25 protein-coding genes are annotated in these 25,882 nt (G+C 73.6%); 20 read left to right on the forward strand and 5 right to left on the reverse strand.

Annotated elements, in window-relative coordinates; genetic code table 11:
• Positions 1-105 precede the first annotated feature (105 nt).
• A complete protein-coding gene (locus tag HD595_RS25375; RefSeq protein WP_253773118.1) occupies positions 106-1,746 on the reverse strand; it encodes an FAD-dependent oxidoreductase in 1,641 nt (546 codons plus the stop codon).
• Positions 1,747-1,888: 142 nt separating this feature from the next.
• Here HD595_RS25375 and HD595_RS25380 point away from each other — a divergent pair, with 142 nt between their 5' ends.
• From HD595_RS25380 to rfbB, 18 genes are read left to right on the forward strand one after another with little or no spacing between them, the layout of a single operon-like run.
• Positions 1,889-2,641, forward strand: a complete 753-nt coding sequence (locus HD595_RS25380) for a 3-oxoacyl-ACP reductase family protein (RefSeq protein ID WP_253773120.1) — start codon at positions 1,889-1,891, stop codon at positions 2,639-2,641.
• Positions 2,642-2,677: 36 nt separating this feature from the next.
• On the forward strand, positions 2,678-2,968 hold the full coding sequence (locus tag HD595_RS25385; RefSeq protein WP_175601782.1) for an acyl carrier protein: 291 nt from the start codon (positions 2,678-2,680) through the stop codon (positions 2,966-2,968).
• Complete coding sequence (gene fabZ / locus HD595_RS25390; RefSeq protein ID WP_253773122.1) at positions 2,965-3,486, forward strand: 3-hydroxyacyl-ACP dehydratase FabZ; 522 nt, start codon at positions 2,965-2,967, stop codon at positions 3,484-3,486. The genes HD595_RS25385 and fabZ overlap by 4 nt, the downstream gene beginning before the upstream one ends.
• 2 nt (positions 3,487-3,488) lie before the next feature.
• A complete protein-coding gene (locus tag HD595_RS25395; RefSeq protein WP_253773124.1) occupies positions 3,489-4,553 on the forward strand; it encodes an aminomethyl transferase family protein in 1,065 nt (354 codons plus the stop codon).
• A 30-nt stretch (positions 4,554-4,583) separates the two neighbouring features.
• Entirely contained in the window at positions 4,584-6,965 is a 2,382-nt protein-coding gene (locus tag HD595_RS25400; protein ID WP_253773126.1) for a beta-ketoacyl-[acyl-carrier-protein] synthase family protein, read from the forward strand.
• Positions 6,962-7,816, forward strand: a complete 855-nt coding sequence (locus HD595_RS25405; RefSeq protein WP_253773128.1) for a nitroreductase family protein — start codon at positions 6,962-6,964, stop codon at positions 7,814-7,816. Before HD595_RS25400 ends, HD595_RS25405 begins: the two co-directional genes overlap by 4 nt.
• Entirely contained in the window at positions 7,813-9,060 is a 1,248-nt protein-coding gene (locus HD595_RS25410) for an FAD-dependent oxidoreductase (protein ID WP_253773130.1), read from the forward strand. The genes HD595_RS25405 and HD595_RS25410 overlap by 4 nt, the downstream gene beginning before the upstream one ends.
• Complete coding sequence (locus tag HD595_RS25415) at positions 9,057-9,926, forward strand: alpha/beta fold hydrolase (protein ID WP_253773133.1); 870 nt, start codon at positions 9,057-9,059, stop codon at positions 9,924-9,926. The genes HD595_RS25410 and HD595_RS25415 overlap by 4 nt, the downstream gene beginning before the upstream one ends.
• Positions 9,927-9,943: 17 nt before the next feature.
• Entirely contained in the window at positions 9,944-10,849 is a 906-nt protein-coding gene (locus HD595_RS25420) for an ACP S-malonyltransferase (protein WP_253773135.1), read from the forward strand.
• 28 nt (positions 10,850-10,877) lie between these two features.
• Positions 10,878-11,300, forward strand: a complete 423-nt coding sequence (locus HD595_RS25425) for a holo-ACP synthase (RefSeq protein ID WP_253773137.1) — start codon at positions 10,878-10,880, stop codon at positions 11,298-11,300.
• Position 11,301: 1 nt separating this feature from the next.
• Positions 11,302-12,156: an ester cyclase gene (locus HD595_RS25430; RefSeq protein WP_253773139.1), complete on the forward strand. Its 855-nt coding sequence runs from the start codon at positions 11,302-11,304 to the stop codon at positions 12,154-12,156.
• 32 nt (positions 12,157-12,188) lie between these two features.
• Positions 12,189-13,007, forward strand: a complete 819-nt coding sequence (locus HD595_RS25435; RefSeq protein ID WP_253773141.1) for an alpha/beta fold hydrolase — start codon at positions 12,189-12,191, stop codon at positions 13,005-13,007.
• Positions 13,004-13,528 carry a 4'-phosphopantetheinyl transferase superfamily protein gene (locus HD595_RS25440; protein WP_253773143.1) on the forward strand — a complete coding sequence of 175 codons (525 nt, stop codon included), beginning with the start codon at positions 13,004-13,006 and terminating at the stop codon, positions 13,526-13,528. Before HD595_RS25435 ends, HD595_RS25440 begins: the two co-directional genes overlap by 4 nt.
• A complete protein-coding gene (locus HD595_RS25445; protein WP_253773145.1) occupies positions 13,516-14,553 on the forward strand; it encodes a right-handed parallel beta-helix repeat-containing protein in 1,038 nt (345 codons plus the stop codon). The genes HD595_RS25440 and HD595_RS25445 overlap by 13 nt, the downstream gene beginning before the upstream one ends.
• Complete coding sequence (locus HD595_RS25450) at positions 14,550-15,527, forward strand: ABC transporter ATP-binding protein (RefSeq protein WP_253773147.1); 978 nt, start codon at positions 14,550-14,552, stop codon at positions 15,525-15,527. The genes HD595_RS25445 and HD595_RS25450 overlap by 4 nt, the downstream gene beginning before the upstream one ends.
• A gap of 2 nt (positions 15,528-15,529) precedes the next feature.
• On the forward strand, positions 15,530-16,708 hold the full coding sequence (locus HD595_RS25455; RefSeq protein ID WP_253773149.1) for an ABC transporter permease: 1,179 nt from the start codon (positions 15,530-15,532) through the stop codon (positions 16,706-16,708).
• On the forward strand, positions 16,705-17,868 hold the full coding sequence (locus HD595_RS25460; RefSeq protein ID WP_253773151.1) for an ABC transporter permease: 1,164 nt from the start codon (positions 16,705-16,707) through the stop codon (positions 17,866-17,868). The genes HD595_RS25455 and HD595_RS25460 overlap by 4 nt, the downstream gene beginning before the upstream one ends.
• A gap of 5 nt (positions 17,869-17,873) precedes the next feature.
• Positions 17,874-18,824, forward strand: a complete 951-nt coding sequence (gene rfbB / locus HD595_RS25465; RefSeq protein WP_253773153.1) for a dTDP-glucose 4,6-dehydratase — start codon at positions 17,874-17,876, stop codon at positions 18,822-18,824.
• A 14-nt stretch (positions 18,825-18,838) separates the two neighbouring features.
• Here rfbB and HD595_RS25470 read toward each other — a convergent pair whose 3' ends face one another.
• A complete protein-coding gene (locus HD595_RS25470) occupies positions 18,839-20,038 on the reverse strand; it encodes an RNA-guided endonuclease InsQ/TnpB family protein (protein WP_253773155.1) in 1,200 nt (399 codons plus the stop codon).
• Between the two features lie 107 nt (positions 20,039-20,145).
• Here HD595_RS25470 and rfbA point away from each other — a divergent pair, with 107 nt between their 5' ends.
• Complete coding sequence (gene rfbA / locus HD595_RS25475) at positions 20,146-21,024, forward strand: glucose-1-phosphate thymidylyltransferase RfbA (protein WP_253773157.1); 879 nt, start codon at positions 20,146-20,148, stop codon at positions 21,022-21,024.
• A 23-nt stretch (positions 21,025-21,047) separates the two neighbouring features.
• Entirely contained in the window at positions 21,048-22,049 is a 1,002-nt protein-coding gene (locus HD595_RS25480) for a hypothetical protein (RefSeq protein WP_253773159.1), read from the forward strand.
• 23 nt (positions 22,050-22,072) lie between these two features.
• Here the strand turns inward: HD595_RS25480 and HD595_RS25485 are convergent, their stop codons facing one another.
• The 3 genes from HD595_RS25485 to HD595_RS25495 are packed head-to-tail and all read right to left on the reverse strand — an operon-like array spanning position 22,073 to position 25,849.
• Positions 22,073-23,242 carry a cysteine desulfurase family protein gene (locus HD595_RS25485; protein ID WP_253773161.1) on the reverse strand — a complete coding sequence of 390 codons (1,170 nt, stop codon included), beginning with the start codon at positions 23,240-23,242 and terminating at the stop codon, positions 22,073-22,075.
• Positions 23,243-23,246: 4 nt separating this feature from the next.
• The gene (locus HD595_RS25490; RefSeq protein WP_253773163.1) at positions 23,247-24,149 is read right to left on the reverse strand and encodes an LPD16 domain-containing protein; all 903 of its coding nucleotides are present in this window, start codon (positions 24,147-24,149) and stop codon (positions 23,247-23,249) included.
• Positions 24,146-25,849, reverse strand: a complete 1,704-nt coding sequence (locus HD595_RS25495; protein WP_253781311.1) for a condensation domain-containing protein — start codon at positions 25,847-25,849, stop codon at positions 24,146-24,148. The genes HD595_RS25490 and HD595_RS25495 overlap by 4 nt, the downstream gene beginning before the upstream one ends.
• Positions 25,850-25,882 lie beyond the last annotated feature (33 nt).

Here is a 25,882-nt window from a genome sequence, read left to right on the forward strand (position 1 = left end):
GCCCCGCCACGACGTGACGCCTGCTCGCCCCCCTGCCTGCTCGGCCGCGAGGCGCGCTCAGGGGCCGCATGGCGAGCAGGCGCAAGGGGCGTCCTCCTGGTGGCGTCAGGGGGTGCGGGACAGGATGGTGGCGAGGGCGGCCGAGAGGGCGTCGGCGGAGGCGGGGCCGTCGGCGTGGCGCCAGCCGACGTGCCCGTCCGGCCGCACCAGCACCGCCCCGCCACCCTCCGGGCCGCTCTCCACGCCGTACTCCTTCGCCCACGTCGGAGAGGCGAACTCACCGTCATCCCCGCCGGAGGCGTCCGTGGCGACGACCTCCACCGCCGCCACCGGGACGCCCGTGCGCCCCGACGCCTCCTCCGCCGCCACCGGCCAGCCGGCGCCGGACGCGGCCAGCAGCGTGAAGCCCGGCCCGAGCAGGTCGAGCGTCGAGACCGGCCCGGACGGGCCCGACAGCCAGACGTGCGGCGCCCGGTGGCCCGGCCGGGCCGTCGGCACGTACGTGCGGTACGGGTCCTCGGGCGCCGGGGCGGGCGTCCCGTCCGGCACCACGGCCGCCGAGTCGTAGTGGAAGCCCAGCACCAGCCCCTCCGAGCTGCGCCGCCCCGCCTGCTGCTCGATGGCCTCCCGCATGGACAGCCGCCCCTCCATCATCTGGAAGGTGATGAACGCGTTGTGCAGGCTCTCGTCCACGGTGCGGGCCCCGACGGGGCGGCGTTCGGGCTCGTAGGTGTCGAGCAGGGCGGGCGAGGCGGTACCGCGCAGGACGGCGGCGAGCTTCCAGGCCAGGTTGTGGGCGTCCTGGATGCCGCAGTTCATGCCGAAACCGCCCTGCGGGGTGGCCACGTGCGCGGCGTCGCCGGCCAGGAACACCCGCCCCGAGCGGAACGCGGCCGCCACCTTGGCCTGCTGCAACCAGGGCATGACGCCGAGGATGGTGACCGGCAGGTCCGGGACGCCGACGGCCCCGCGCACGGCGGCCAGGCAGACCTCCTCCGTGAAGTCGGCCGGGCTGCCGCCCTCCTCGGGCTCGTAGCCGGTCTGCACCATCCAGCGCCGCCGGTGGTCGACGGCCTCCACCGCGCACGGCGGGTCGGTGAGGAAGGACAGCGCGGCCCGCCGCTCCGGGGGCAGGAAGCCCAGGTCGGCCTCGAACATGATGCTGATCATGTGGCCGAGCGGCGGCGGGCCCTCGGTGGCGATGCCCAGCTCCTCCCGGACGCCGCTGCGGCTGCCGTCCGCCGCCACCAGGTACGCGCAGCGCACCAGCGTCTCGCCGGCCGCCTCCGACACGACCGCCTCGACACCGTCCGGCGTCTGCCGGAAGCCGGTCATGGCGGCGCCGTACCTGACCTCGACGCCCGGCCGCGACTCGGCGCGGCGGCGCAGGATGACCTCCAGGAGGTCCTGCGAGCACAGGAACATGTAGGTGGGGCTCTGGGGCGCGTCGCGGCGCAGCGCGGCGGCCGACCTGACGAAGTCGTCCGCGCTCAGCGAGCTGCCGACGCCCACCGCGAGGAACTCCTCGCGCGGCATCCCGGCCCGCTCCACCTCCTCCTCGATCCCCCAGGCGCGGAAGATCTCCATCGTCCTGGTGGTGACGAGGCGGGCCTTCGGAAAAATTGACGTGCCCTCATGTTTTTCGACGAGCAGCGTCGATATTCCGTGCCGCGACAGCTCGATGGCCGTGGAGAGGCCGACCGGGCCGCCCCCGACAATCAACACGTCCACGTCCATCTTTTTCATGGTTGTCAGCGTCATTCATCGCCATTGTTCTGGTCAATGCGCCAATAACCGGGTGATACAGGCGTGATGTCGGGACTTAGTAGCTTACTGACCTGAAGATCCGGATAAGCCGATCCGCGATTGTCTCAATTCCTGGAGACGGATGATGCTTTTCGCAGAGGGCTCCGTGGCCGTGGTGACGGGCGGCTCGCGCGGCATCGGCCGGGCCTGCGCGCTGGACCTGGCCCGCGAGGGCGCCCACGTGGTGGTCAACTACTCCCGCTCCGAGAGCGACGCCAAGGACGTCGTGTCCCAGATCGAGGAGGAGGGCGGCAGCGCGAGCGCCGCGCAGGCCGACGTGACCGACGAGGAGTCCGTACGGCGGCTCTTCCGCGGCGTGCGCGCCGACCACGGCCGGCTCGACGTCCTCGTGACGAGCGCCGGCATCACCCTGGACCGCTACCTCCTCACGATGAGCCTCGACCAGTTCCGCGCCCCGGTCGACACCAACCTCATCGGCACGTTCCTCGCCTGCCGCGAGGCGCTCAAGCTCATGCAGCACCAGCGCCGCGGCGCGATCGTGACCCTGTCGTCCTCCAGCGGGCTCGACGGGGGCTTCCCCGGCCAGACCAACTACGTGGCGTCCAAGGGCGCGATCATCGCCTTCACCCACGCGCTGTCCAACGAGGCGGCGCCGCACGGCGTGCGGGCCAACGTCGTGGCGCCCGGGTTCGTCGCCACGGACATGACCCGCAAGGTGCCCTCGGAGATCAAGAAGCAGTACGAGTCGCGCATCATGCTCGGCCGGATGGGCCGCCCTGAGGAGATCGCGTCGATCGTGAGCTTCCTCGCCTCCGACAAGGCGTCGTACATGTCCGGCTCCGTGGTGGTCGCCCACGGCGGCGGCCTCGGCTGAGCCGTCCCCCCTTCCCCCCGGTTCAAGGAGGACCAGATGACGATCGACGAGCTGCGCGCGCGGGCCGCGGAGCGGCAGCAGACCTGCAGCCAGATCAAGAAGATGATCGTGTCGCGGCTGGACCTGGAGATCGACCCCGACTGGATCACCGACGACCAGCCGCTGTTCGGCCGCGGCCTGGAGCTCGACAGCCTCGACGTGCTGGAGCTGTACGTGGCGATCGAGGCGGAGTTCGGCGTCGCGCTCTACGACAGCGAGATGGCGGTCTTCGGGTCGGTGTCGCGGCTGGCCGAAGAGGTCAACCCGGCGCTGCGGGCGTCGGCATGACGCTCGCCGAGGCGCCCCCCACGAGCGAGGCGGCCGGCGGGCCGGTCGGCGGGGTCACGAGCGGGCCGGTCAGCGGGCTGACCCACGACCAGGTCCGCGCCGTCCTGCCGCACCGCTGGCCGATGCTGCTGCTCGACCGGGTCGGCAAGGTCGAGCCCGGCGTCAAGGGAACGGCCGTCAAGAACGTCTCCGGCACCGAGCTGTGGTTCCAGGGCCACTTCCCGGGCGAGGCCGTCCTGCCCGGCATCGTGATCACCGAGGCGCTGGCCCAGCTCGCGGGCGTGGTCTTCGCCCTGGCCGGGGCCAGCGAGATCAGCTATCTGGCGGGGGTCAGGTCGATGCGGTTCCGCCGCCCCGTCGTCCCCGGCGACCAGCTCACGCTGACGGCCGAGCGGACCGGCGGCGGGGCCGGCTTCGCCGAGTACCGGGTGTCGGCCCGGGTCGACGGCCAGGTCGCGGCCGAAGGAAACCTGACGATCGCCGACCCGGCCCGTCAACGTCCCGTGCGAAAGGTGTGAACATGGCAAGCGTCCTCGCGTCCGCGCATCCCCAGCAGACCGTCTACGGTCAGGTCGGCGACGCCACCGTCCCGCTGCGCTTCTCCTCCCTCGACGAGGAGTACAAGGTGCTCAGGGAGCGCGCCGCGGTCCTCGACCTCGGCGGCCACGGCCTCATCGAGATCACCGGCCCGGACGCCGTGGCCTTCGCCCAGCGCGTCCTCGCCCGCGACGTCGAGTACCTGACGTCCGACCGCTGCATGATGACCCTCCTGCTCGACGCCGACGGCCAGGTCGTGGACCAGGTCCTCGCCTTCGGCCGCGAGGACGGCCTCCTGCTGGAGAGCTCCTGCGGCGCCGGCGGGCGCCTGCTCGCGCACCTCCAGGCCAACAACGACGAGGGCGTCGAGATCACCGACCGCTCCGGCGACCTCACCGTCCTCGGGCTGGAGGGTCCGTACGCCTGGGGCGTCGTCGGCCGGCTCATCGACGCCGAGCTGGCGTCGCTGCCGTTCGAGTCGGTCGTGGACACCACCTGGAACGGCGCCGACGTCGTCTTCGCCAGGACCGGCTTCACCGGCGAGTACGGCTACCAGATGATCGTGCCCGTCGAGCACGCCGCCGACCTGTGGCGCCAGTCGCTGGAACACGCCCAGGCCGCCGGGCAGGAGGCGCTGGAGCTGGCCATGCTGGAGGTGCGCCAGCCGATCCCGCGCCACGAGGTCACCGAGGGCGCCACCGTCGTCGAGATCGGCGCCAACTGGCTGGTGGACGTCACCAAGGACGAGTTCGTCGGCCGCGAGGCGGTGCTGGCGGCCTTCGAGGCCGGCGGCGGGCGGCGCACGATCGGCTTCTCCGGCGGCGAGGGCGTCCCCGCGCCCGGCACCCGCGTCTGGGTCAACGGCCAGGACATCGGCGAGGTCGTCCACGCCGTGCACAGCGTCGGCCTCGGCGCCACGCTCGGCCTCGCCCGGGTGGACCACGACCTGGCCGCCGCCGGTCTGGAGCTCACCGTCGGCGGGACCGAGGTGACCACGCTGACCAGCCCGTACATCGTGCCCAAGAGCTGGAGCATCCCGATCATCTGATCGGGATGCTGCGCTGAGAAGGAGACAAGCATGGCGCTGCGGCCCGTCGTCGTCACCGGCCTGGGCATCATCTGCGCGGCCGGCCGCGACCCAGCCGAGTTCTGGCAGCGGCTCACCACAGGTCAGGGCGGACTCACGCCGGTCGAGGACGAGGCGTTCGCCGTGTTCACGGCCCGGCACGCGGGCCAGGTGCCCGACGAGTGGATCGCCGACCAGCTTCCCGGCTCCGACGCCGACCTCGACCGCACGGCGCGGCTCGCGCTCGTCGCGGCCCGCCAGGCGGTCGGGATGGCCGGCCTGACGGCCGCCGAGGCGGGGGCCGAGCGGTTCGGGATCATCCTCGGCAAGTGCCAGGCCACGCCCGACGCGGCCGGCCGCTACCAGCCGATGCACCGCACGCAGGACGTGGTCGCCGAGCGGCTCGGCCTGCGCGGGCCGCGCATCCTGGTGTCCACCGCCTGCGCCGCCGGCGGCAACGCCGTCGGCCTGGCCAAGGACAAGATCCTCACCGGTGAGGCCGACGCCGTCCTCGCCGGAGGGGTGGACCCGCTGCTGTTCGGCACGTACGCGGGCTTCGCCGGCCTCCAGGCGCTCAGCACCGGCCCGTGCCGCCCCTACAGCCACTCCGACGGCCTGAACCTCGGCGAGGGCGCCGCGTTCCTGCTGCTGGAGCCGCTGGACCTGGCGCTGGCCCGGGGCGCGGTGCCGCTCGCCGAGGTCGCGGGCTACGGCCTGTCGGCCGACGCCTACCACGCGACCGCCCCCGACCCCACCGGCCGCGGCGGCGCCAGCGCCGTGCGGCGGGCGCTCGCCGACGCGGGCCTGACGCCCGGCGACGTCCAGTACGTCAGCGGGCACGGCACCGGCACCCCCGCCAACGACGCCATGGAGGCCAAGGTCATGCGCCTGGTCTTCGGCGAGCGGGCCGGCCAGGTGCCGACCAGCAGCATCAAGTCGTTCGTCGGCCACACGCTGGGCGCCGCCGGAGCCGTCGAGGCGGTGGCGAGCGTGCTGGCGCTGCGGCACGCGACGGCGCCGCCGACCATCGGCTTCGACGAGGACGGCCAGGGCCGGGCCGGCGACCTGGACTTCGTGCCCAACATGGCCAGGCCGATGCCCATCGGCACCGTCGTGTCCAACAACTACGCCTTCGGCGGCAACAACGTCTCCCTGGTGCTGACCACGCCCGGCGAGCCCCGGCCGTACGAGGAGCTGCCCCGCCGCGACGCGGTGATCACCGGGCTCGGGCCCGTCACCGGGGCCGGCACGGGCGTCGCCGAGCTCACCGAGGCCGTCCTGGCGGGCCGGCACGGCGCCGGCCGGGGCCCGTCGCTGGAGGGCCGGACGTTCGCGCCGCGCTCCCTGTGGCGGCACATGAACCACCTGTCGCGCCTGGCCATCGCCGCCTCCCGGCTGGCCTGGGAGGACTCCGGGCTGAAGCTGCCGCGCAAGGACCTGGACGACGTCGCGCTGATCTTCGCCACCGGCGCCGGCTCGGCCGAGAGCACCGGCGGCTTCGACGAGAGCATCGCGGTCAACCCGAACAAGCCGGCCGTGCTCAGCTTCTCCAACGTCGTGCTCAACGCCACCGGCGGCGCCGTCTGCCAGACCCTCGGCCTGCGCGGGCCGACCACCACCATCTGCAACGGCGGCGCCTCGGCCTCCATCGCGCTGGACTGCGCGCTGGAGCTCATCCGGTCGGGCAAGGCGGAGGTGGTGCTCGTGGTGGCCGCCGACGAGACGACCGGCACGGCCGCCCTGGACACCGAGGACCTTCCGGTGCCGTCGCCGTACGACTCCGGGTCGGCCGGGGCGGTGCGCGGGTCGGCGGCGGTGGCGTTCGTCGTCGAGTCGGCCGAGCACTGCGCCGCCCGCGACGGCAGGCCGTACGCCAAGGTGCTGGGCACGGGCCACGCGAACGGCGACGCCGCCCCACACACGGACGCCGCCCCACACACGGACGCCGCCCCACACGCGGACGCGGACGCTGACGCCGTGGCGCGCAGCATCGCCCGCGCGTTCGCCGTCGCGTCCGGCCCGACGACCGCGGCAACCCCGGCCGCCGCGTCCGGTGCGGTCGCCGGGCTGGTGGTCGGTGCGGCGGACGGGACGGCCGGGGACGGCACGGAGGCCGCGGCGGTGCTCGCCGGCGCGTCCGGCGCGCGGCTGACCGCCTCCACCGCGCTGGCCGGTGACTGCCAGGCCGCATCCGGCGCGCTCAACATCGCTCTCGCCGCGCTCGCCGTCCGCGACGGCGTCGCGCCCGCGCTCACCGGCCTCGCCGCCCCCCGCGCCGGTGACCTCGCCGCGTACGTGACCAAACCCGGCCTCGACGGGCCCGTGGATCGGGCGATGGCGCTCACCGCCGCGCCCGGCTCGGTGCGCGGCGCGGTCCTCCTGGGGGCGCAGTGACCACCGGGACGGGCGCGGTGAGCATCCCGCCGGGCGCGCCGGGCACCACACCGGGCGCGGTCAGCATCCTGCCGGGCGCGCCGGGCGTCACGCCGGGCGCGGTGAGCATCGGGGCGGAAGCAGTGCGCGCCACGCCCTTCGACGTCGCCGAGACCGACCGGCTGCTGACCACCACGCGCTCCGTGCGCCGCCGCCTCGACGTCGAGCGGCCCGTGCCCCGCGAGGTGGTGGAGGAGGCCCTGGAGGTCGCCGTCCAGGCGCCCACGGCCAACAACCACCAGAACTGGCGGTGGCTCGTCATCAGCGACGCCGCCGTCAAGCAGGAGCTGGCCGAGATGATCCAGTCCTCCTGGACGTTCCACCGCAACGACATGTGGACCAACGCCGGCCGCCGCCGCAACGACGCCGGGGCGCGCCGCAACTACGCCTCCGCGCTGGCGCTCACCGAGACGATCGCGCGGGTGCCGGTCCTCGTCATCCCGTGCGTCCTCGGCCGCCCGCCCGACATCACGGCCATCAACGAGGCGTGGGAAAGGCGCATGGCCGACAAGGTGCCCGAGGACCCCGGCCACCTGGTGCGGCACGGCGAGACCCGCGCCAGCATCTTCTACGGCTCGATCTTCCCGGCCATCTGGTCCTTCCAGCTCGCGCTGCGCAGCCGCGGGCTCGGCAGCACGATCACCTGCCTGCACGTACCGCACGAGCAGCAGGTCGCGCGGATGCTCGGCATCCCCTCCGGGGTGACCCAGGTGTGCATGATCCCCGTCGCGTACACCGTGGGCACCGACTTCCGCCCCGCAGAGCGCTACAGCGCCAAGGAACGCACCTACTGGGAGAGGTGGGGGACGTGACCGTACGACCCGAGCAGCCCGACGTCGTCATCGTCGGAGGCGGCATCTCCGGGGCGTCCGCGGCGTGCATGCTGGCCGCCGGCGGGCTGTCCGTGGTGCTGCTGGAGAAGCAGGACTCCTACAAGGACCTCGTGCGCGGCGAGTGGCTCGCGCCCTGGGGCATCAGGGAGGCCCAGCGCCTCGGCGTCTACGACTGCTTCTCGGCCGGCGGCGCCTGGGAGATCCGCGAGTGGATGACCTGGGACGAGGCCGTGACCGACGACGAGGTCGAGGCCGTGGACATGACGAGGTTCATCCCCGGCATCGGCGGGCCGATGTCGTTCCCGCACCACCAGGTGTGCGAGCTGATGGCCGAGCAGGCCGTGGCGAGCGGCGCGCGGCTGGTGATGGACGCCTCCCGCATCGGCGTCACCGCCGGCGCGCGGCCCGTCGTCACCTACCAGACCCCCGAGGGCGCCCACGAGCTGCGGCCGCGCATCGTGCTCGGCGCGACCGGCCGCGGCAACACCGTCGGCCGCCAGATCGGCGTCACCATGCGCAACTCCATGCACCACTGGGGCGGCGGCATGATGGTCGAGGGCATGGAGGGGTGGCCGCCCGACGTGCAGGCCATGGGCACCGAGGGCGACGTCATGTTCATGGTGTTCCCCCAGGGTTACGGCCGGGCCCGCCTCTACCTGAACTTCCCCACGGTCAACAAGCACCGCTACCGGGGGCCGGGCGGCGTCGAGCGGTTCCTCGCCGCGTTCGAGCTGAACTGCCTGCCCGACCGCGGCAAGGCCGTCACCGAGGCCACGCCCGCCGGGCCGCTGTCGGTGTGGCCGTCCGTGTCGAGCGTGCCGGAGGGGCCGCCGCTGGTCGAGGGCGTCGTCCTCATCGGCGACGAGGCCGGCAACGCCGACACCGTCCTCGGCACCGGCCTGTCGTGCGCGATGCGCGACTCGCGGACGGTCTGCGAGATCCTGCTCGCCTCCGACGACTGGTCGCCCGAGGCGTTCGCCCCGTACGTCAAGGAGCGCGACTTCCGCCTGGAACGCCTCGACTTCGGCGCCTCCATCATCAGCAGGCTGCACGTCGAGTTCGGGCCCGCGGCCGTCGAGCGGCGCCGTCGCGTGCGGAGGCTGATGGCCAAGAACTTCGCCGCCCAGGTGACCGGGCTGCTCAACATGGTGGCCCCGGAGGACGTACCCGAGTTCGGCTTCAGCGAGTTCTTCGCTGAGCGGTTGTTCAGGGAGACCGCATGACCCAGAAGAGAACGGTTCACGTCAACGGCGTCGACATCGCCTACGTCGACGAGGGCGAGGGCGACCCCGTCATCCTGCTGCACGGCTTCCCCGACTCCTCCTACCTGTGGCGCCACCAGATCCCGGCGCTCGTCGAGGGCGGCTTCCGGGTCGTCGCGCCCGACCTGCGCGGCTTCGGCGACTCCGGCAAGCCGCAGGAGATCGAGGCGTACGGCATGCAGACGATCGTCAACGACGTCGTCGCCCTCACCATGCAGCTCGGGATCAAGCGCCCGCACGTCGTCGGCCACGACTGGGGCGCGGCCATCGCCTGGATGTACGCCTTCCTCATGCCGCGCCGGCTCGACCACCTGGCGGTGCTGTCGGTCGGGCATCCCGGCGTCTTCGCCACCCCGTCGATCGAGCAGCGGATGGCCTCCTGGTACATGCTCTTCTACCAGTTCCCCGGGGTCAGCGAGGAGCTGCTGCGCCGCAACGGCTGGCGGCTGTTCAAGGAGATCATGGGCCGCGACGGCGACTACGACCGCTACCTGCGCGACCTGGCCCGGCCCGGCGCGCTGACCGCCGGCCTCAACTGGTACCGCGCCAACCGCTCGCCCGCCTCCGAGCTGCGCCCCGCCCGCCCGTTCCCGCCGGTGCTCGCGCCGACGCTCGGCATCTGGGGCGCCGGCGACAAGGCGCTGCTGGAGGAGGGCATGTCCGGCTCCGGCAAGTTCGTCAAGGGGCCCTGGCGCTACGAGCGGGTCGAGGACGCCGGCCACTGGCTGCCGCTCGACGCGCCCGACGAGGTCAACAAGCTGCTGCTCGGCTTCCTCGGCACGGAGCGCCCCGCCCACGAGGAGCGGCGCCCCCGGCGCCGGTTGTAGCTGAAGGGAGGGACGTCATGCTGGGCTATCTCTTCCCCGGCCAGGGGACGGTCCGCGTCGGCATGGGCGCCTGGCTGCGCCGCCGCCCGGCCGCGCGCGAGCGGCTGGAGGAGGTGGACGCGCTGCTGTCGCGGCCCATCTCGCCGCTGTGCGCGCGCGGGCCGCTGGACCGGCTGGTCGCCACCGAGCACGCGCAGATCGCCGTCACGGCCTGCAACCTCGCGGCGCTGGCCGTGCTGGAGGAGGAGGGGTACGAGCCGGAGATCGTCGCCGGGCACAGCGTGGGCGAGCTGACCGCGCTGCACGCGGCGGGCGTCCTGGGGCTGGCCGACACGGTGCGCCTCGTCGAGACCCGGTCGCGGCTCATGGCCTCGGTGGGCGCTGTCGGCGGGATGCGGGCCGTGATGGGGCTGCCGGTGGAGGACGTCGAGGCCCTGGCGGAGGCCGCCTCGGCGCCCGGTGAGCCGGTGGTCGTCGGGCTGGAGAACGCGCCGGGGCACGTCGTGGTCTCGGGCGCACTCCCGGCGCTCGACCGGGTCACGGCGACGGCCACCGCCGCCAGCAAGATCGTGCCGCTGTCGGTGGGCAACGCCTTCCACTCGCCGCTCATGGAGCCCGCGGTGGCGGGGTGGGCGGCGGCGGTGGCGGCCGTGCCCATGCTGGAGCCCCTGGTACCCGTCGTCCCGAACGTCACGGGCGAGCCCACCCTGGACCTCGCCACCCTGCGGGAGGCGCTGGTCACGCAGCTCACGGGGCGGGTCCGGTGGACGCGCACGGTCGCGGCGGTGGACGCGGTGGCCTCGGGCGTGGAGGTGGGGGACAGCAAGGTCCTCACGGGGTTGTCGCGGCGGGCGGAGGCGCGCTGCCTCAGCATGGCCGACCCCGCCACCCTCCGCCGGCTGGCCAAGGCGGTGGCGGCATGACGCGCGACGCGATCAGGGAGGCCGGCGGGTGAACCGGTGGGGGAGCGCGCTGGTCTGCTTCGCGGGGCTCACGCGGCCGCAGCAGCTCGTCGCGGGGATGCGGCTGGAGGAGGTCTACACGGCCGCCGAACGCGTCCGGTCCGCGGCGGGCGCGAGCGTGCAGCACTGGGCGGGCCGGCTGGCGGGCAAGCGCGCGGTCCTGCGCCTGCTCGATCTGCCGCCCACGGCCGAACGCCTCGGCCAGGTGGAGGTGCTGCCCCGGCCCACCGCGTCCTGCCGCGCCACGGCCGCCTGCCGCGACGGCCACCCGCCCGCCGTGCGCCTGGCCCCACCGCTGGCCGAGCTGGTACGGCCCGGCGACCGGGTCCGCCTGTCCATCAGCCACACGGACGGACGCGCCCTGGCCGTGGCCCTCCGCTCCACCCGCCTCCCCGAGGACGAGGAGACCTGACATGCCCATGGACGTCCGGAAGGCGGCCGAGGCGCTGCTCGACGCGTGGCGGGCCGGTGACGCCCAGGCCGTGGCCGCGTCGGTGGACACCTTCGAGGACCCCGACTCCGGCGGGGCGCTGGCCGGGGCGGCGCTGGCCGAGCACGCCGCCCGGACGATGGCCCGCTTCCGTAACGCGCGCTTCACCGTGGACCTCGTGACCGGCGACGCCGACGCCGCCGCCGTCTCCTGGACCCTGGTGGCCGACCACCGCGAGTCCTACCTCGGCATGCCCGCCACCGGCGGCACCGCCACCGTGCACGGCACCGACCTGGTCACCCGCGACGCGCGCGGCGTCCACGTCCGCCGGAGCTTCGACCGGCTGGCGCTGGCCGAGGCGCTCGGGTACACGGCCCGGTTCGTGCCCGGCGCCGACGAGGCCCGCGAGTTCGGCGTCAGCGCCCGCGCCGCGACCGGCCGCACCGACCGGGCCGGCGCGCTCGTGCTGACCTGGCTGGAGATCCGCGACGACGCCGAGGCCGCCGACGTGGACCTGCTCAGCGTGGAGATCGTCAAGTCGCTGCGGTCCGCGAAGGGGTTCCTGGGCGTGACCACGTTCGACATCGGCGCCCGCAAGTTCACGCTGAGCGCCTTCGACCGGCCCGAGTCGCTGCGGGCGGTGCACGCCCGGCCGCACCAGCGGGCCATGCGCCGCTTCTTCAAGGGCGGGCTGTGCACCCGGGTGCACACCAGCGTCTGGTACCCCGCCACGGTCCGCGACTACGCCCGCTGCCCGGCCTGCGGGACGGTCGTGGCGGCGGGCAAGGACGCGGCCTGCGCGTGCGGGTGGACGCCGGAGGACGCGTCCACGCTGTGATCCCTCCTCGCGAGAACACGGGAGCCTGAAAGATGATCGACTTCACCGCCGAGCACAACCTCGGCGACAGGACCGGCGGACCCGCCGGAGACGCCTCCGGGGACGGACGGCCGGCTGTGGCGTTCATGTCCGCGCTGTTCGCCGGTGGGTGGATCTGGGAGCATCCGTACCGGCGCCTGGAGGCGGCCGGGTGGCCGGTGCTCCGTACCCATGAGGCGATCTGCGCCCTGGACCGGCAGGTAGCCGGGTCGATCGAGCAGCTCGGCGACGCGCTGCTGCGCGCCTGCGACGCCGCCGGCGTGGCGGACGTGATCGTCTGCGCCAACTCCCTCGGCGGCCTGGTCGCCATCGACCTCGCCGGCCGCCACCCCGACCGGGTGCGCGGGATCGTGGTCAGCGGCGCGCCGGGCCTCACCGCGGACCCCGACGTCGGGCTCAGCTTCGACCGGCGGGGCAGCGTCCGGCCGTTCGGCGAAGAGTTCGGGGAGCGGATGGTGGCCGCGCTGTTCCACAGCGGCCGCAGCTTCTTCTCGGACGAGCGGATGAGCGAGGTCGGCGAGATGCTGCGCCGGCCCGAGTCGATGGTGAGCATGGCGCGCAGCATCAAGGCCACCCGCCGCTACGCGGTGCGGCCCGCGCTGGACAAGGTGCGCTGCCCGTCCCTGTACGTCTGGGGCCGGCACGACCGGATGACGCCCGTGGACCCGTGGCTGGAGCTGCTGGCCGACTACCCGGCCAACGAGGTGCTGGTGGTGGAGGGGAGCGGGCACATCCCGATGGTCGAGCGGGCCGAGGAGTACACCGGCGTCCTGGAGTCCTTCGTGACGCGCTGCGCGGGCGCCCTGGCATGAGCGCCGTCGCCGCCGCGGCCCGCACCGCCGCACCTGAGAGCACCGGCGAGCCCGCCGTCCTCCTCGGCGTGGACGTCGTCGAGACGGCGCGGCTGGCGCGGGCCGTCGAACGCGGCGGCGAGGCGTTCGCCCGGCACGTCGCCACCGAGGCCGAGCGCGGGCTCACCTCCGAGGCGGCGGCGTTCTCGGTCAAGGAGTGCCTGATCAAGGCGGTCGGCGGCCGGGCGCCGGGTTTCGGGTGGCACGACTTCGAGGCGGTCGGCGGGGCCCCGGCCGCGTGGGCGGGCCGCCTGCTGGACGAGGCCGCCGCCGAGCTGGCCGCCTCCACCGGGGTGGCGCTGGACGGGGGCGCCGCGTACGCGCTGCACGGCGCCTCCCGCGCCGCCGCCCTGGAGCGGCTCCGCCCCCCGCAGGACGCGGCCGTCACCGGCGCGGCCCGGTGGGGGAGCGGCGGCGGGCTGTTCGTGGCGCTGGCGATCGTGTACGTCGACAGGAAGGAAGGTGCCCGATGTCCCGGGTGAAGACGGTACGACCGGGGGAGTCGATCCAGCGGGCGCTGGACGAGGCCGGTCCCGGAGCGAGCATCGTGCTGACGGAGGGCACGTACACCGAGAGCGTCTGGATCCGGCACGGCGGCGTGTCGCTGACCGGCGCCGGCCCCGGCCGCACCCTGCTGGCCCCCGGCGACGGCGTCCCGGCCGACGTGCCCCGGCTGCACGACGCCACCGAGGACGTCGTCAGCGGCGTCACCGTCCACGGCGACGCCGTCGCCAACGTCACGATCGAGGCGCTGACCGTGACCGGCTTCACCGGCGCCGGGATCTACGCCCACTCCGTCGCCGGGGTGAGGGTGCGCGACGTGGAGGCCCGCGGCAACGCCGTCTGGGGCGTCTACCTGCGCGAGTCCAGCGGCTGCGAGGTGAGCGGCTGCCGCGCCTCCGGCAGCCAGTACGGCGGCGTCGCGCTCAGCTTCTGCCCCGACTCGGACGGCCTGGTCGCCGGCAACGAGACGTTCGCCAACGCCTTCGGGATCTTCGTCGACAACTCCTCGAACGCCCGGGTGGTGCGCAACGCCTGCCACGGCAACGCGATCGGCATGCTCCTGCTCAACCAGGTGTACGAGGGCGAGCCCGAAGGCGGCGTCCGGGACTGCCTGGTGGCGGGCAACGACCTGCACGGCAACGGCCTGGCCGCGGGCGCCGAGCCCGACGGGCTGGGCGCGGCCGGGCCGCCCATCTCTGGGGTCGGTCTCGCGCTGATCGGCACCCACCGGGTCGCCGTCGTGGACAACCACATCCACGACAACCACCCGAGCGGCGAGTCGGTCATGGGCGCGGGCCTCGTCATCGGCTCCTCCAAGGACTGGGGCGGCGACGACGCCCTGGACAACCACCTCCTGTGGAACCGGGTCACCGGCAACACCCCGCTGGACTTCCAGCTCGGCGCCGACCTGACCCGGCAGACGTTCGCCGGGAACACGGCCGGCAAGGGCGACCCGGCCGAGCTGCTGGACCGCGACGACGCCTCCGGGGGGTGGCGCCGATGACCGCCCTGGAGACGGCCTCCGTGCCCGCGGCGACGGCCACCCCCGCCCTCGCCTGCCGGGGCCTGAGCAAGCGTTACGGCGACGTCGTCGCCGTCGAGGACGTCGGCTTCGCCATCGCGCCCGGCCAGGCGTACGGGCTGCTCGGCCCCAACGGCGCCGGCAAGACCACCACGATCTCCATGCTCGTCGGCCTGCTGCGCCCCGACTCCGGCACCGTGCTGGTCGGCGGCGTCGACCTCGCGGCCGACCCCACCCGCGCCAAGGCGAAGATCGGCTACGTCCCCCAGGAGATCGCCCTCTACCCCGAGCTGACCGGGCGCGAGAACCTGCGCTTCTTCGGCCGCCTGTTCGGCCTGCCCCGCCGCCGCCTGGCCGCGCGCATCGACGAGGTGCTCGACCTCATCGGCCTCACCGACCGGGCCGACACCAAGCTCGGCACGTACTCCGGAGGCATGAAGCGCCGCATCAACATCGGCGCCGCGCTGCTGCACCGCCCCGAGGTGCTGATCCTGGACGAGCCGACCGTCGGCGTGGACCCGCAGAGCCGCAAGGCCATCCTCGACGGCGTCGAGCGCCTGGTCGAGGAGGGCATGGCGCTGCTGTACACCTCCCACTACATGGAGGAGATCGAGCGGGTCTGCGAGCGCGCGGCGATCATCGACCACGGCCGGATCATCGCCGACGGCACCCGCCGGGAGCTGGTCTCCCTGGTCGGCACCGCCGACAAGGTCGAGCTGGTCCTCGACGGCGACGTGGAGACGGCCTTCGCCAAGCTGCGCGCCGTCGAGGGCGTGGTGGAGGCGGCCCGGACGGGCGCCTCGTCGGTACGGCTGATCGCCGAGGGCGGCAGGTACCTGCTGCCGGCCCTCATCACCGCGGTGGAGGGCAGCGCCACCGTCACGGCCACCCAGGTCATCGAGCCCGACCTGGAGGCCACGTTCCTGCACCTCACCGGCAGCACGTTGAGGGACTGACCATGTTGCGGGCCTTGTGGACGGTGAGCGCGCTCGAACTGCGCACCCGGTTGCGCGACGGCACGGCGATCGTCATCGCCGTGATCGTCCCGGTGACGCTGGCGACCCTGTTCGGCCTCGCCCTGGGCGGCGACGACCCGCCGCTGAAGGCGACGGTCGGCTTCGTGGACCTGGACGGCGGCGAGTTCCCGGCCAGCGTCCGGCGTGAGGTGATGGCCGCCAAGGAGCTGAAGGGCTCCGTGACGCTGCGCGACCTGCCGAGCAGGGAGCAGGCGGGCCGGGAGCTGGAGTCGGGCGCCATCGGCTCGGCGATCGTCTTCCCGGCCGGATTCAGCAAGAGCGTCGGCGCCGGGAAGGGCGGCGACGTGGCGGTCCTGAAGACGCCCGAGTCGCCCCTCGCGGGCGTGGTGGCGAGCGCGATCGTGGACCGCATCTCCGCCGTGGTCGACGCCCGCACCCTCGCCGTACGGGCCGTGCTGCGCGCGGGCGTGCCCGGCGACCAGGTCAAGGAGCTGGTGGAGCGCAACGGCGCGGCCGGCCCGGCGATCGGCCTGGCCGACGACCCGCTGGCCGGCGGCAAGATCGACCTGTCGGTCTACTACGGCTCCGGCATGGCGGCGCTGTTCGCGTTCTTCGTGGTGGGCGCCTCGTTTCGGGGGCTGCTGACCGAACGGAAGCTCGGCACGCTCGACCGGATCCGCGCCGCCCCGGTCGCGGCCTGGGTGCCCGTCGCGGGCAAGGCCGCCGTCGGGTTCGCGCTGGCCGTCGCCGGGGCGCTGCTCAACTGGGGCGCCTCGGTGCTCATCTTCGGCTCCACCTGGGGCGACCCGGCGGCCGTCACCGTGGTGCTGGTCGCGCACGTGCTGGCCGCGGCCGCGCTGACCATGCTGGTGACCAGCCGGGTCAGGACCGACGCCCAGGCCGACGGCGTGATCATGATCGTGTCGTTCGTGGCGGCCTTCTTCGGCGGCAGCCTGGTGCCGATCTACAACCTGCCCGGCCCGCTCCAGGCGGTCGCGCTGCTCACCCCGAACGGCTGGACGTCCAAGGCGCTGACCGAGCTGGCCGGCTCGGGCGCCGGGCTCGCGGCAGTGGCGCTGCCGGTGGGCGTGCTCTGCGCGATCGCGCTGACGGCGGGCGGGCTCGCCCTCCTCGGCTTCCGGAAGGGACTGCTGCTATGACGACCACCGGGCTGCGGCCCCGGCCCGTGCTCGCGCTCGTGGCCGCCAACCTGCGCCGCCACACCCGCGACCGCGTCGGCCTGTTCTTCATGGTCGTCATGCCGTTCGTCTCCATCGTCTTCGTCGGCATGGCGCTCGGCGGCGGCACGGCCGGCTCGTCCCGGCTGCCGGTCGGCGTGGTCGCCGAGGACTCCGGCCCCGTGAGCACCGCCCTGCTGGCCGAGCTGCGCCGCCACCCCGACCTGGAGGTCACGACGATGACCTCGGCCGCCGAGCTGCGCTCGGGCGTGCGGGAGGGCTCGCTCGCGGCCGGCCTGGTCATCCCGTCCGGCTCCACCAGGCTCGACCTCGTCGTCACCGAGACCAACGGCAGCGGCATGGCCGCGCGCAGCGCCATCGACGTCGCCGTCAGCAAGGTCGCGGCCGTCGAGGAGGCCACGCGCGCCGCCCGCACCGCTGGCGCGACCCCCGAGCAGGCCGCCGCGTACGTACGGCAGGCGCAGGCCGAGTCCGGCCGCGTCGCCGTCAAGGACACCTCGACCGCGGCCGGCGATCCGCGCGGCTTCGCCTACACCGCCCCCGCCAACCTGCTGCTGTTCACCTTCATCAACTCCATGGCCGTGGCCGCCGCCCTGGTCGAGAGCCGCCGGCTCGGCATGCTCCAGCGCGCGCTGACCGCCCCCGTGCGGCACCGGTCGGTGCTGCTCGGCGAGGCGCTGAGCCGCTTCCTCGTCGCCGGCGCGCAGGCCGCGCTCATCATGGCGGTCAGCGTGCTCGCGTTCGGCGTCCACTGGGGCGACCCGCTCGGCGTGGCGGCCGTCGTCGGGACGTTCGCGCTGGTCTCCACCGGGGCGGCGATCCTCGTCGGCACGCTGCTGCGCACCCCCGACCAGGCCCCCGCCATCGGGCCGCCGCTCGGCGTCGTGCTCGGCATGCTGGGCGGCTGCCTGTGGCCGCGCGAGTCGTCCGGCGACGTGCTCAACGCCGTCGGCCACCTCTTCCCGCACGCCTGGGGCATGGACGCGCTGCTGAAGCTGGCCGTGCCCGGCACGGGCATCGGCGCGGTGCTGCCGCAGCTCGGCGTCCTCGCCGCGATGGCCGCCCTGCTGCTCGGCGCCTCGCTGGTCCTGTTCGGCCGCCGCACCCGGGCCCTGGGGTGAGCGCCATGCGGATCCTCGTCACGGGCGCCGCCGGGTTCGTCGGCTCGGCGTACGTCCGCAACCTGCTCGGCGGCGCCTACCCCGGCTGGGACGACGCCGAGGTGACCGTGCTGGACGCCCTCACCTACGCCGGCGACGTCGCCAACCTGGAGCCGGTGCTGCTCCACCGGCGGCTGACCTTCGTCCGCGGGGACATCGCCGACCCCGGCCTGGTGTCGCGGCTCATGCCCGGCCACGACCTCGTCGTCAACTTCGCCGCCGAGAGCCACGTGGACCGTTCGATCGCCGCCGCCGACCGGTTCGTGCGCACCAACGTGGCGGGCGTCGAGACGCTGCTGCGGGCCGCGCTCGACGCGGGCGTGCCCACGTTCGTCCAGGTCTCCACCGACGAGGTGTACGGCTCGATCGACGCGGGCTCCTGGACCGAGGACAGCCCGCTGCGGCCCAACTCCCCGTACGCCGCCTCCAAGGCCGCCGGCGACCTCATGGCCCTGGCCTACGCCCGCACCCACGGCATGGACGTGCGCGTCACCCGCTGCGGCAACACCTACGGGCCCCGCCAGCACCCCGAGAAGCTCATTCCGCTGTTCGTGACGAACCTGCTGGCCGGCCGGCCCGTCCCCCTGTACGGCGACGGCGGCAACGCGCGCGAGTGGATCCACGTGGACGACCACTGCCGCGGCGTCCACCAGGTCGTCGAGAAGGGCGTGGCCGGCGAGGTGTACCACATCGGCGGCGGCACCGAGCTGACCAACCGCGAGCTGACCGCGCTGCTGCTGCGCGCCTGCGGCGCCGGCCCCGAGCTGGTCCGGCGGGTCGCCGACCGGCCCGGGCACGACCGCCGCTACTCCCTGGACGACTCCAAGCTGCGCGGCCTCGGCCACCGCCCGCTGGTGCCCTTCGAGGAGGGGCTGGCCGAGACCGTCGCGTGGTACCGACACGAGGGGGACACTTGACTTTCTCCCCACACCTAGAGGCGGGGGATTCCCACCTTCGCAGGTCGGGGTTCCTGCTTCATGGGCGACTGCACCCGGGCGGACCCGGAGTGTCTGACGTCACCTCCGCAGGCAGACACGGCAAGACCTGCCGCCAGGATGTTCTTCGCGGCGTTGAGGTCCCGGTCGTGCCGGGTGCCGCAGGACGGGCACTGCCACGTCCGCATGCCGAGCAGAAGCCGCTCAAGCAGGTGCCCACAAGCCGAGCAGGTCTTGGAGCTGGGCAGCCAGCGGTCGACCACGATCAAGCGACGCCCGTACCAGGCCGCCTTGTATCCCAGCATGCGGCGGAAGGCGGCCCACCCGCAGTCGGAGATGGCCTTGGCCAGTCTGGGGTTGCGGACCAGGTTGGCCACGGCCAGGTCCTTGATCACGATCACGTCGTGGTCGCGGACCAGCCGCGTGCTGGTCTTGTGCAGGAAGTCCGTCCGGGACGCGCGTACCTTCCGGTGGGCGCGGGCGACCTTGGCCTTCGCCTTTCGGTGATTGCTCGACCCCTTGACCTTGCGTGCTTGGCGGCGCTGGTAGCGGGCCAGGTTGCGCTCCCGCTTGGCCAGATGGCGCGGATTGGGGATCTTGTCGCCGTCGGAGGTGACGGCGAAGTCCTTCACCCCGAGATCGACGCCGACCACGGCTGCGGTCGCCGGCAGCCGGTCGGGAACAGCGACATCGACGGCGAAGGAGACATACCACCGCCCGCACGGGCCCCGGGAGACGGTCACCGTGGTCGGGTCGATCGACGCCGGGTCGACCTCGGGCCAGGACCAGACGAACGCCAAAGGCGCGTCCATCTTCGCCAGCCACAGCCGCCCGTCACGGTAGCGGAACCCCGAGCGGGTGTATTCGGCCGACTGCCGTCCCGTGCGGGACTTGTAGCGCGGATACCGGGCGCGTCCGGCGAAGAAGTTCGTGAACGCCGCCTGCTGGTGCCGGATCGCCTGCTGCAACGGCACCGACGACACCTCGTTCAGCCATGCCAGCTCATCGGTGGCCTTCATCGCGGTGAGATAGGCGTTCGCCTGGACAAAGCCGATCTTCGTCCGCTCGGTGCGGTATCGGGCACGCCGCCAGGCCAGAGTGCGGTTCCAGACGACGCGTACGCACCCGAACGTGCGATTCAACGCACTGGCCTGCTCAGGCGTCGGGTACGCCCGGCACTTGTACGCCGTCCTCACAGATCAATTTTAGGAGAGTCACCTACTTTCCATGAAGCGAACGCAGGTGGAGTGCAGTTTTCGTGCCCTGGGCGCAAGCCCGGAGCCTCCAGTCTCAAGGAGTTTCGATGAAGGGCATCCTGCTGGCCGGCGGCCGGGGCACGCGCCTGCTGCCCACGACGCTGGCGGTCTCCAAGCAGTTGCTGCCGGTCAACGACAAGCCGCTCGTCTACTTCCCGCTCTCGGTGCTGATGCTGGCCGAGATCCGCGACATCCTCATCGTCTCCACGCCCGAGGACGTGCCGCAGCTTCGCCGCCTGCTGGGCGACGGCTCCCGGCTCGGGCTGCGCATCACCTACACCGAGCAGCCGGAGCCGAACGGCATCGCCGAGGCGCTCGTGCTGGGCGCCGACCACATCGGCGACGACCCGGTGGCGCTCATCCTCGGCGACAACGTCTTCCACGGCTACTCCTTCCAGGAGATCCTGCGGCAGGAGTGCCGCGACATCGACGGTTGCGTCCTGTTCGGCTACCCGGTGCGCGACCCCGAGCGGTACGGCATCGCCGAGACCGACGCGCGCGGCCGGCTGCTGTCCATCGAGGAGAAGCCCGCGGCGCCCCGCTCCAACCGGGCGGTCGTCGGCTTCTACCTCTACGACAACGACGTCGTCGACATCGCCAAGAACCTCTCGCCGTCGGCGCGGGGCGAGCTGGAGATCACCGACGTCAACCGCGCCTATCTGGAGCGGGGCAAGGCCAAGCTGGTCGACCTCGGCCGCGGCTTCGCCTGGCTCGACGCGGGCACCCCGGAGGCGCTCCTCCAGGCCGGACAGTACGTCCAGCTCCTGGAGCAGCGGCAGGGCGTGCGGATCGCGTGCCTGGAGGAGATCGCCCTCCGGATGGGCTACATCGACGCCGAGACCTGCCACCGGCTCGGCGTCGAGCTGGAGAAATCGGCCTACGGCCAGTACGTGATCTCCGTGGCGGAGCAGTTCGCCGCCCGGTGACTCGTGAGCAAGGAGGCAAGTCCATGACCATGACGGCACTGTTCCCCGGTCGCTCCCCGGCCGGCGGCGACCATGTGACAGACGTGTACCGCTACGCCGCCCGCAAGGGCGCGATCGAGTCGGTCGAGGCGGCCGCCGAGGACCTCGGCCTGGCCGTGCGCGAGGTGAGCGCGGCGGTGGAGCACCTGGTGGAGAGCCGGCTGCTGCGGGTGGACGACAGCGCGGGCCTGCGGTTCACGCCCGTGGACCCGGAGCTGGCCGCCGCCTCGCTCGTGTCGTCCGTCGAGCGGGAGATCTACCAGCGGCGCGAGCTGATCGACCAGATCCGGGAGCGGATCGGCACGTTCCAGCCCGACTACATCGCGGCGGAGGCGTCCACGGCCCCGCGCGCCGTGGACTACCTGGTGGGCTCCATGGAGGTGCGCGGCTTCCTCAAGACCGCCAGCGACGGCTGCCGCGACGAGGTGCTGGTGCTCCAGGCGGGCGGCGGCGTGACCGGCGACCTGTCGGAGACGTTCCTCGCCCTGCTGGCCAGGGGAGTGGTGGTGCGCATCATCTGCCAGCACCGCAACCGGGGCGACGTGTCCACCCGCATGCGGATGAAGCGGCTCACCGACGCGGGCGCGGTCGTCTACACGCTGAGCCACATCCCGCGCTCGGCGGTGGTGTTCGACCGCTCGCTGGTCGTCATGTTCGGCTCCGGCGGCGAGGAGGCGAACGTCGCGCGGGTCCGCGACCACGGCATCGCGCAGTTCTTCCTCGACCTGTTCAACCACCTGTGGGAGATGGCCACGCCCCTGGAGGGCATCGAGTTCGGCTACGCCGACGTGGCCGACGACCTCCAGCAGTCCATCGCCGCGCTGATGGCCAAGGGCTACACCGACGAGGTCGTGGCCAGGAAGCTCGGCATGTCGGTGCGGAGCTGCCGCCGGCACATCGCCACGCTGATGCGCGACCTCGACGCGACCAGCAGGTTCCAGGCGGGGGTGGCGGCGGCCAGGAGCTTCCTGCGCAACGCCGGCTGACCGCCACCCCCGCCTCCACGACGTCAGACGACCTGGTGGCCGCGCATCGCGACGGCCACCCCGGCCAGGCCCCGGGCGCGCTCGACGACCGTCTCCACGCCGGTCACCAGGTCCTCGAACGACATCCGCGGGTCCAGGCAGATCCGGACGGAGCTGTTGGCGTCCTCGGCGTCCACCCCGATGGCGGTCAGCACGTACGAGGGCTCCTGCGACCCGGAGTTGCAGGCCGACCCGGTGGACAGCGCCACCGTGGTCAGGCTGGAGACCAGGCTCTCGCCGCGCACCCCCGGCAGGACCACGTTGAGCACGTGCGGCACGCCGCCCCTCGGGTCGCCGTTCAGGCGCAGGCCCGGGATTCCGGCGGCGAGGATGTCCAGCGCCGTCGCGCGCAGCTCGCGCACCCGCCGCAGGTCCGCCTCGGCCCGCGCCAGCGCCAGCTCCGCCGCCTTGCCCAGGCCCACCACCAGGTGCGTGGGGACGGTGCCGCTGCGCAGCTCGTACTGCCCGCCGCCGAACATGACCGGCCGCAGCCGGTGCCGGATCTCCGGCCGCACGTACAGGGCGCCGACGCCCTTCGGGCCGCGCAGCTTGTGCGCCGACAGCGACAGCAGGTCGATCTCCGCCTCCCGCACGTCGATCGGCACCCGCCCGGCCGCCTGCGCCGCGTCCACGTGCAGCAGGGCGCCCACGTCGTGGCAGAGCGCGGCCATCGCGTGGACCGGCTGCACGGTGCCGATCTCGCTGTTCACCCAGGCGGCCGTGGCCACCCGCGTGTGCAGGTCGAGCAGCCCGTCGAGGTGGACCAGGTCCACCTGGCCGTCCGGGCCGACCCGGACCGTCCGCGCGTCCACGCCGCGCGCCGCGAGCGCGCGGCCGACCGCCAGCGACGACTTGTGGTCGGTCGGGCAGAACACCCCGTTGACCGGCGCCCGGTCGTCGTGGGCGAACGCGCCGAGCAGCGCGATGTTGTTGCTCTCGGTCGCGCCGGAGGTGAACAGCAGCGCGTCCGGGTCGGCGCCGACCAGCCGCGCCACCGACTCGGCCGCCGCGTCCACGGCCCGGCGGGCCCGCTTGCCCAGCACGTGCGGCGACGACGGGTTGCCGAACTCCTCGCGCAGGTACGGCAGCATCGCGTCCAGCACCTCGTCGTCGACGCGGGTGGTGGCGCAGGCGTCCAGGTAGATGACCTTCATGGCGTCAGCTCCTGAGGGTGCTGACGGTGACGAGCTTGGCGTAGATGTCGTCGGTGGACATCTCGCCGCTGCCGCCCGGGTCGGCGATCACCACGCGCATGTCCGGCAGGCCGTACAGGTTGAGCGCGATGTCCACGCCCGTCTGGACCGGCATCAGGCACTCGCCCGGCGCGAAGATCAGCAGGTTGCGGTAGCCGGCCTTGTGCACCTCCGACACCATCTCGGTGATCTCGCCCGCGCAGCCGGTGATGCCGCAGCTGATCAGCGTGCGGTAGTTGCCGTCGGCGTCCACGAACGCCACCTCGGCGTCGCGCCGCCCGGTGTCGTCGGCGGCGTCGAGGTAGCGCTTCTCCAGCAGGCCCTGCTTGACTAAGCGGTCGGCGGCCTTCTGGAAGCGGTACTTCAGCCACGTCTCGGGGAAGGCGAGCTGGTGCTTGCGGCTCGGCAGCACCAGCTCGGCGGGCAGGCCGTAGTCGCACAGCGCCTTCTCGTACGAGGTGGGCAGCGTGGTGAAGCCCTCGAAGAACTCCGCCCGCAGCTCGCTGGCCGGGCGGCCGTGGGCCGGCACGTACTGCCAGTCGTTGATCAGCAGGAGCAGCCGGCCGGAGACGCCCGCCTCGGCGTACTCGCCCAGCAGGTCGAGCGACAGCTCCCACGTGTAGCCCGGGAAGATGCCGACGCGGCCCGCCACGCGGCGGCGCATGGTCTCGTCCTTCTGCTCCTCGACGACGCCCGGCACGAGCCGGCCGGTCGCCTCGTCCTCGAACAGCATGAAGTGCCCGCCCATGACGACCAGGTCGCCGAGGCCGGAGGCGGGCAGCTCGCGGGCGATCGCGTCGCGGAGCTCCTGCTCCGAGGCGACCAGCCGGTGCGTCTTGGTCACTCGGTCGGTGACGGCGTGGTTCATGGCTTCACTCCGAGTCGCGTGAGATCTGATGGACGGTGGCGCTCCGCGAGCGGCCGGATCGGGACGAGCCGGTCGGCGAGGACGCCCAGCGGGACCGGCCCGGCGAGCTGCCGGAGGGTCAGGCCCTGCCAGCCGCGCTCGCGGAGCTCGGCCAGCACCCGGGGGATGCGCAGGGCGCGGCCTCCGGCGAGGGTGTAACTGTCGGAGAGGTCGAGGCGGGACAGCCCGTTGACGACCCGGACGGCGGCGGAGAGGTCATGGGCGGCCTCCTCGCCGATCATGGGCCCGCCGGTCGAGACGTGGTCTGTCGAGGTGTGGTCCGGTGGGGCGGGCCGGCTCGGCGGGGGCGGTTCGGGCAGGGCGGCCAGCCGGGCGACGTCGCCGAGGCGCGGGCCGCCCTCCGGGTCGGCGTCGCAGGCGAGGATCAGGGCCTCGTGGCCGCGCAGGAACGCCTCCACGGCCGCCGCGTCCATCACCGGCGAGGCCGCCTGCAGCGACACGGCGACCGCGTCGCGCCACTCGTCCACCCGCAGGTACGCCTCGGACCCGGCGTGCGCCCACGCCTCCGGGACCGGGTGCCAGGTGAAGGCGGTGCGCCGGCCCCCGTAGTCCTTGGAGCGCTGCTTGATGAAGTTGACCTCCGGCCCGAGCCGCACCTCCCGGCCGCGCCGCGACCCCTCCCGGGACACCAGTTCGACCACCTCGTCGTACGGCAGGTAGGAGTGCTCCTTGGCCCGCGCGAAGGCGGCGGCCACGCGGCCCAGCAGGTCGCCGAACGCCGGGTCGCCGGAGCAGTCCACGCGCACCAACGTCGGCGAGAACATGCAGGTCAGGACGTCCGGGTACGGGTGCGACTCGCGGTTGCTGACGAACGACAGGTGGCTCACCGACGCGAGGCCGGTGTAGGCGGCGGTCAGCGCGGTGTGGGCGGCCAGGTGGACCAGCGACGGCCACACCCCGTGCCGGGCGGCGATCCGGCGGGTCGCGTCCAGCAGGGCGGGCGAGGTCAGCGAGGCGTGCCGGGCCGGCGGCTCGTCCGTCGTGAGGACGCTCCGGCGGCGGGCGGCGTACGGGTCCGCGGGCAGCGCCGCGACCTCCTCCTGCCAGTACGCGATCGACCGGGCGGCCACCACCGTGGCGTCGGCCGACGTCTCGTGGCGGGCCAGGTCGGACGGCTGGTGGCGCACCGGCATGACCGTGGCGGGGCGGCGGGCGGCCAGGGCGGCGCCCTGCGTGCGCAGCTCGCGCTTCAGCTCGCCGAGCGTCCACACGTCCACGGCCAGGTGGTTGAGCACCAGGACGACCCGCTTGGCCACGCCGCCGGCGGTGATGACGGCCGCGCGCAGCGGCCACTCGCCCGCCAGGTCGAACGGCCGGGTGCTCAGCTCCTCGACCACCTCGGCGGGCGCGGGCGTGCCGTCCCGCTCCACGGTGACCTCGCGCAGCTTCAGGGCGCCCGGCGGGTGGATCCGCTGCACGGGCCCGGTGCCGGGCTCGCCGGCGTCCAGGTGGTACGTGGTGCGCAGCGTCTCGTGCCGCCGTACCAGGTGGGTGAGCATCGCCTGGCAGTGGCCGGGCGTGACGCCGGCCGGCACGTCGAGGGTGAGGACGATGTGCGTCTCGTGCTGGTGCCCGGGCGGGAGCTGGTGGACGCGCAACCAGATGTAGCGCTGCCCCCAGCACAGGTTCGCGGTTCTCACAGCGGACAACTCGGCCTCCACCGCCGGTGATCG

Origin of the sequence: Nonomuraea roseoviolacea subsp. carminata (assembly GCF_024172185.1) — a bacterium.
Classification (GTDB): Bacteria; Actinomycetota; Actinomycetes; order Streptosporangiales; family Streptosporangiaceae; genus Nonomuraea; species Nonomuraea roseoviolacea.

What these genes read in the sequence shown, in the direction of transcription:
- fabZ (WP_253773122.1), top strand. Translation starts at nt 2,965, where the DNA reads ATGACGCTCGCCGAGGCGCCCCCCACGAGCGAGGCGGCCGGCGGGCCG.
- HD595_RS25455 (WP_253773149.1), top strand. Translation starts at nt 15,530, where the DNA reads ATGTTGCGGGCCTTGTGGACGGTGAGCGCGCTCGAACTGCGCACCCGG.
- rfbA (WP_253773157.1), top strand. Translation starts at nt 20,146, where the DNA reads ATGAAGGGCATCCTGCTGGCCGGCGGCCGGGGCACGCGCCTGCTGCCC.
- HD595_RS25435 (WP_253773141.1), top strand. Translation starts at nt 12,189, where the DNA reads ATGATCGACTTCACCGCCGAGCACAACCTCGGCGACAGGACCGGCGGA.
- HD595_RS25395 (WP_253773124.1), top strand. Translation starts at nt 3,489, where the DNA reads ATGGCAAGCGTCCTCGCGTCCGCGCATCCCCAGCAGACCGTCTACGGT.
- HD595_RS25440 (WP_253773143.1), top strand. Translation starts at nt 13,004, where the DNA reads ATGAGCGCCGTCGCCGCCGCGGCCCGCACCGCCGCACCTGAGAGCACC.
- HD595_RS25380 (WP_253773120.1), top strand. Translation starts at nt 1,889, where the DNA reads ATGATGCTTTTCGCAGAGGGCTCCGTGGCCGTGGTGACGGGCGGCTCG.
- HD595_RS25400 (WP_253773126.1), top strand. Translation starts at nt 4,584, where the DNA reads ATGGCGCTGCGGCCCGTCGTCGTCACCGGCCTGGGCATCATCTGCGCG.
- HD595_RS25430 (WP_253773139.1), top strand. Translation starts at nt 11,302, where the DNA reads ATGCCCATGGACGTCCGGAAGGCGGCCGAGGCGCTGCTCGACGCGTGG.
- HD595_RS25450 (WP_253773147.1), top strand. Translation starts at nt 14,550, where the DNA reads ATGACCGCCCTGGAGACGGCCTCCGTGCCCGCGGCGACGGCCACCCCC.
- HD595_RS25460 (WP_253773151.1), top strand. Translation starts at nt 16,705, where the DNA reads ATGACGACCACCGGGCTGCGGCCCCGGCCCGTGCTCGCGCTCGTGGCC.
- HD595_RS25445 (WP_253773145.1), top strand. Translation starts at nt 13,516, where the DNA reads ATGTCCCGGGTGAAGACGGTACGACCGGGGGAGTCGATCCAGCGGGCG.
- HD595_RS25480 (WP_253773159.1), top strand. Translation starts at nt 21,048, where the DNA reads ATGACCATGACGGCACTGTTCCCCGGTCGCTCCCCGGCCGGCGGCGAC.
- HD595_RS25485 (WP_253773161.1), bottom strand. Translation starts at nt 23,242, where the DNA reads ATGAAGGTCATCTACCTGGACGCCTGCGCCACCACCCGCGTCGACGAC.
- HD595_RS25420 (WP_253773135.1), top strand. Translation starts at nt 9,944, where the DNA reads ATGCTGGGCTATCTCTTCCCCGGCCAGGGGACGGTCCGCGTCGGCATG.
- HD595_RS25490 (WP_253773163.1), bottom strand. Translation starts at nt 24,149, where the DNA reads ATGAACCACGCCGTCACCGACCGAGTGACCAAGACGCACCGGCTGGTC.
- HD595_RS25415 (WP_253773133.1), top strand. Translation starts at nt 9,057, where the DNA reads ATGACCCAGAAGAGAACGGTTCACGTCAACGGCGTCGACATCGCCTAC.
- HD595_RS25385 (WP_175601782.1), top strand. Translation starts at nt 2,678, where the DNA reads ATGACGATCGACGAGCTGCGCGCGCGGGCCGCGGAGCGGCAGCAGACC.
- rfbB (WP_253773153.1), top strand. Translation starts at nt 17,874, where the DNA reads ATGCGGATCCTCGTCACGGGCGCCGCCGGGTTCGTCGGCTCGGCGTAC.
- HD595_RS25375 (WP_253773118.1), bottom strand. Translation starts at nt 1,746, where the DNA reads ATGAAAAAGATGGACGTGGACGTGTTGATTGTCGGGGGCGGCCCGGTC.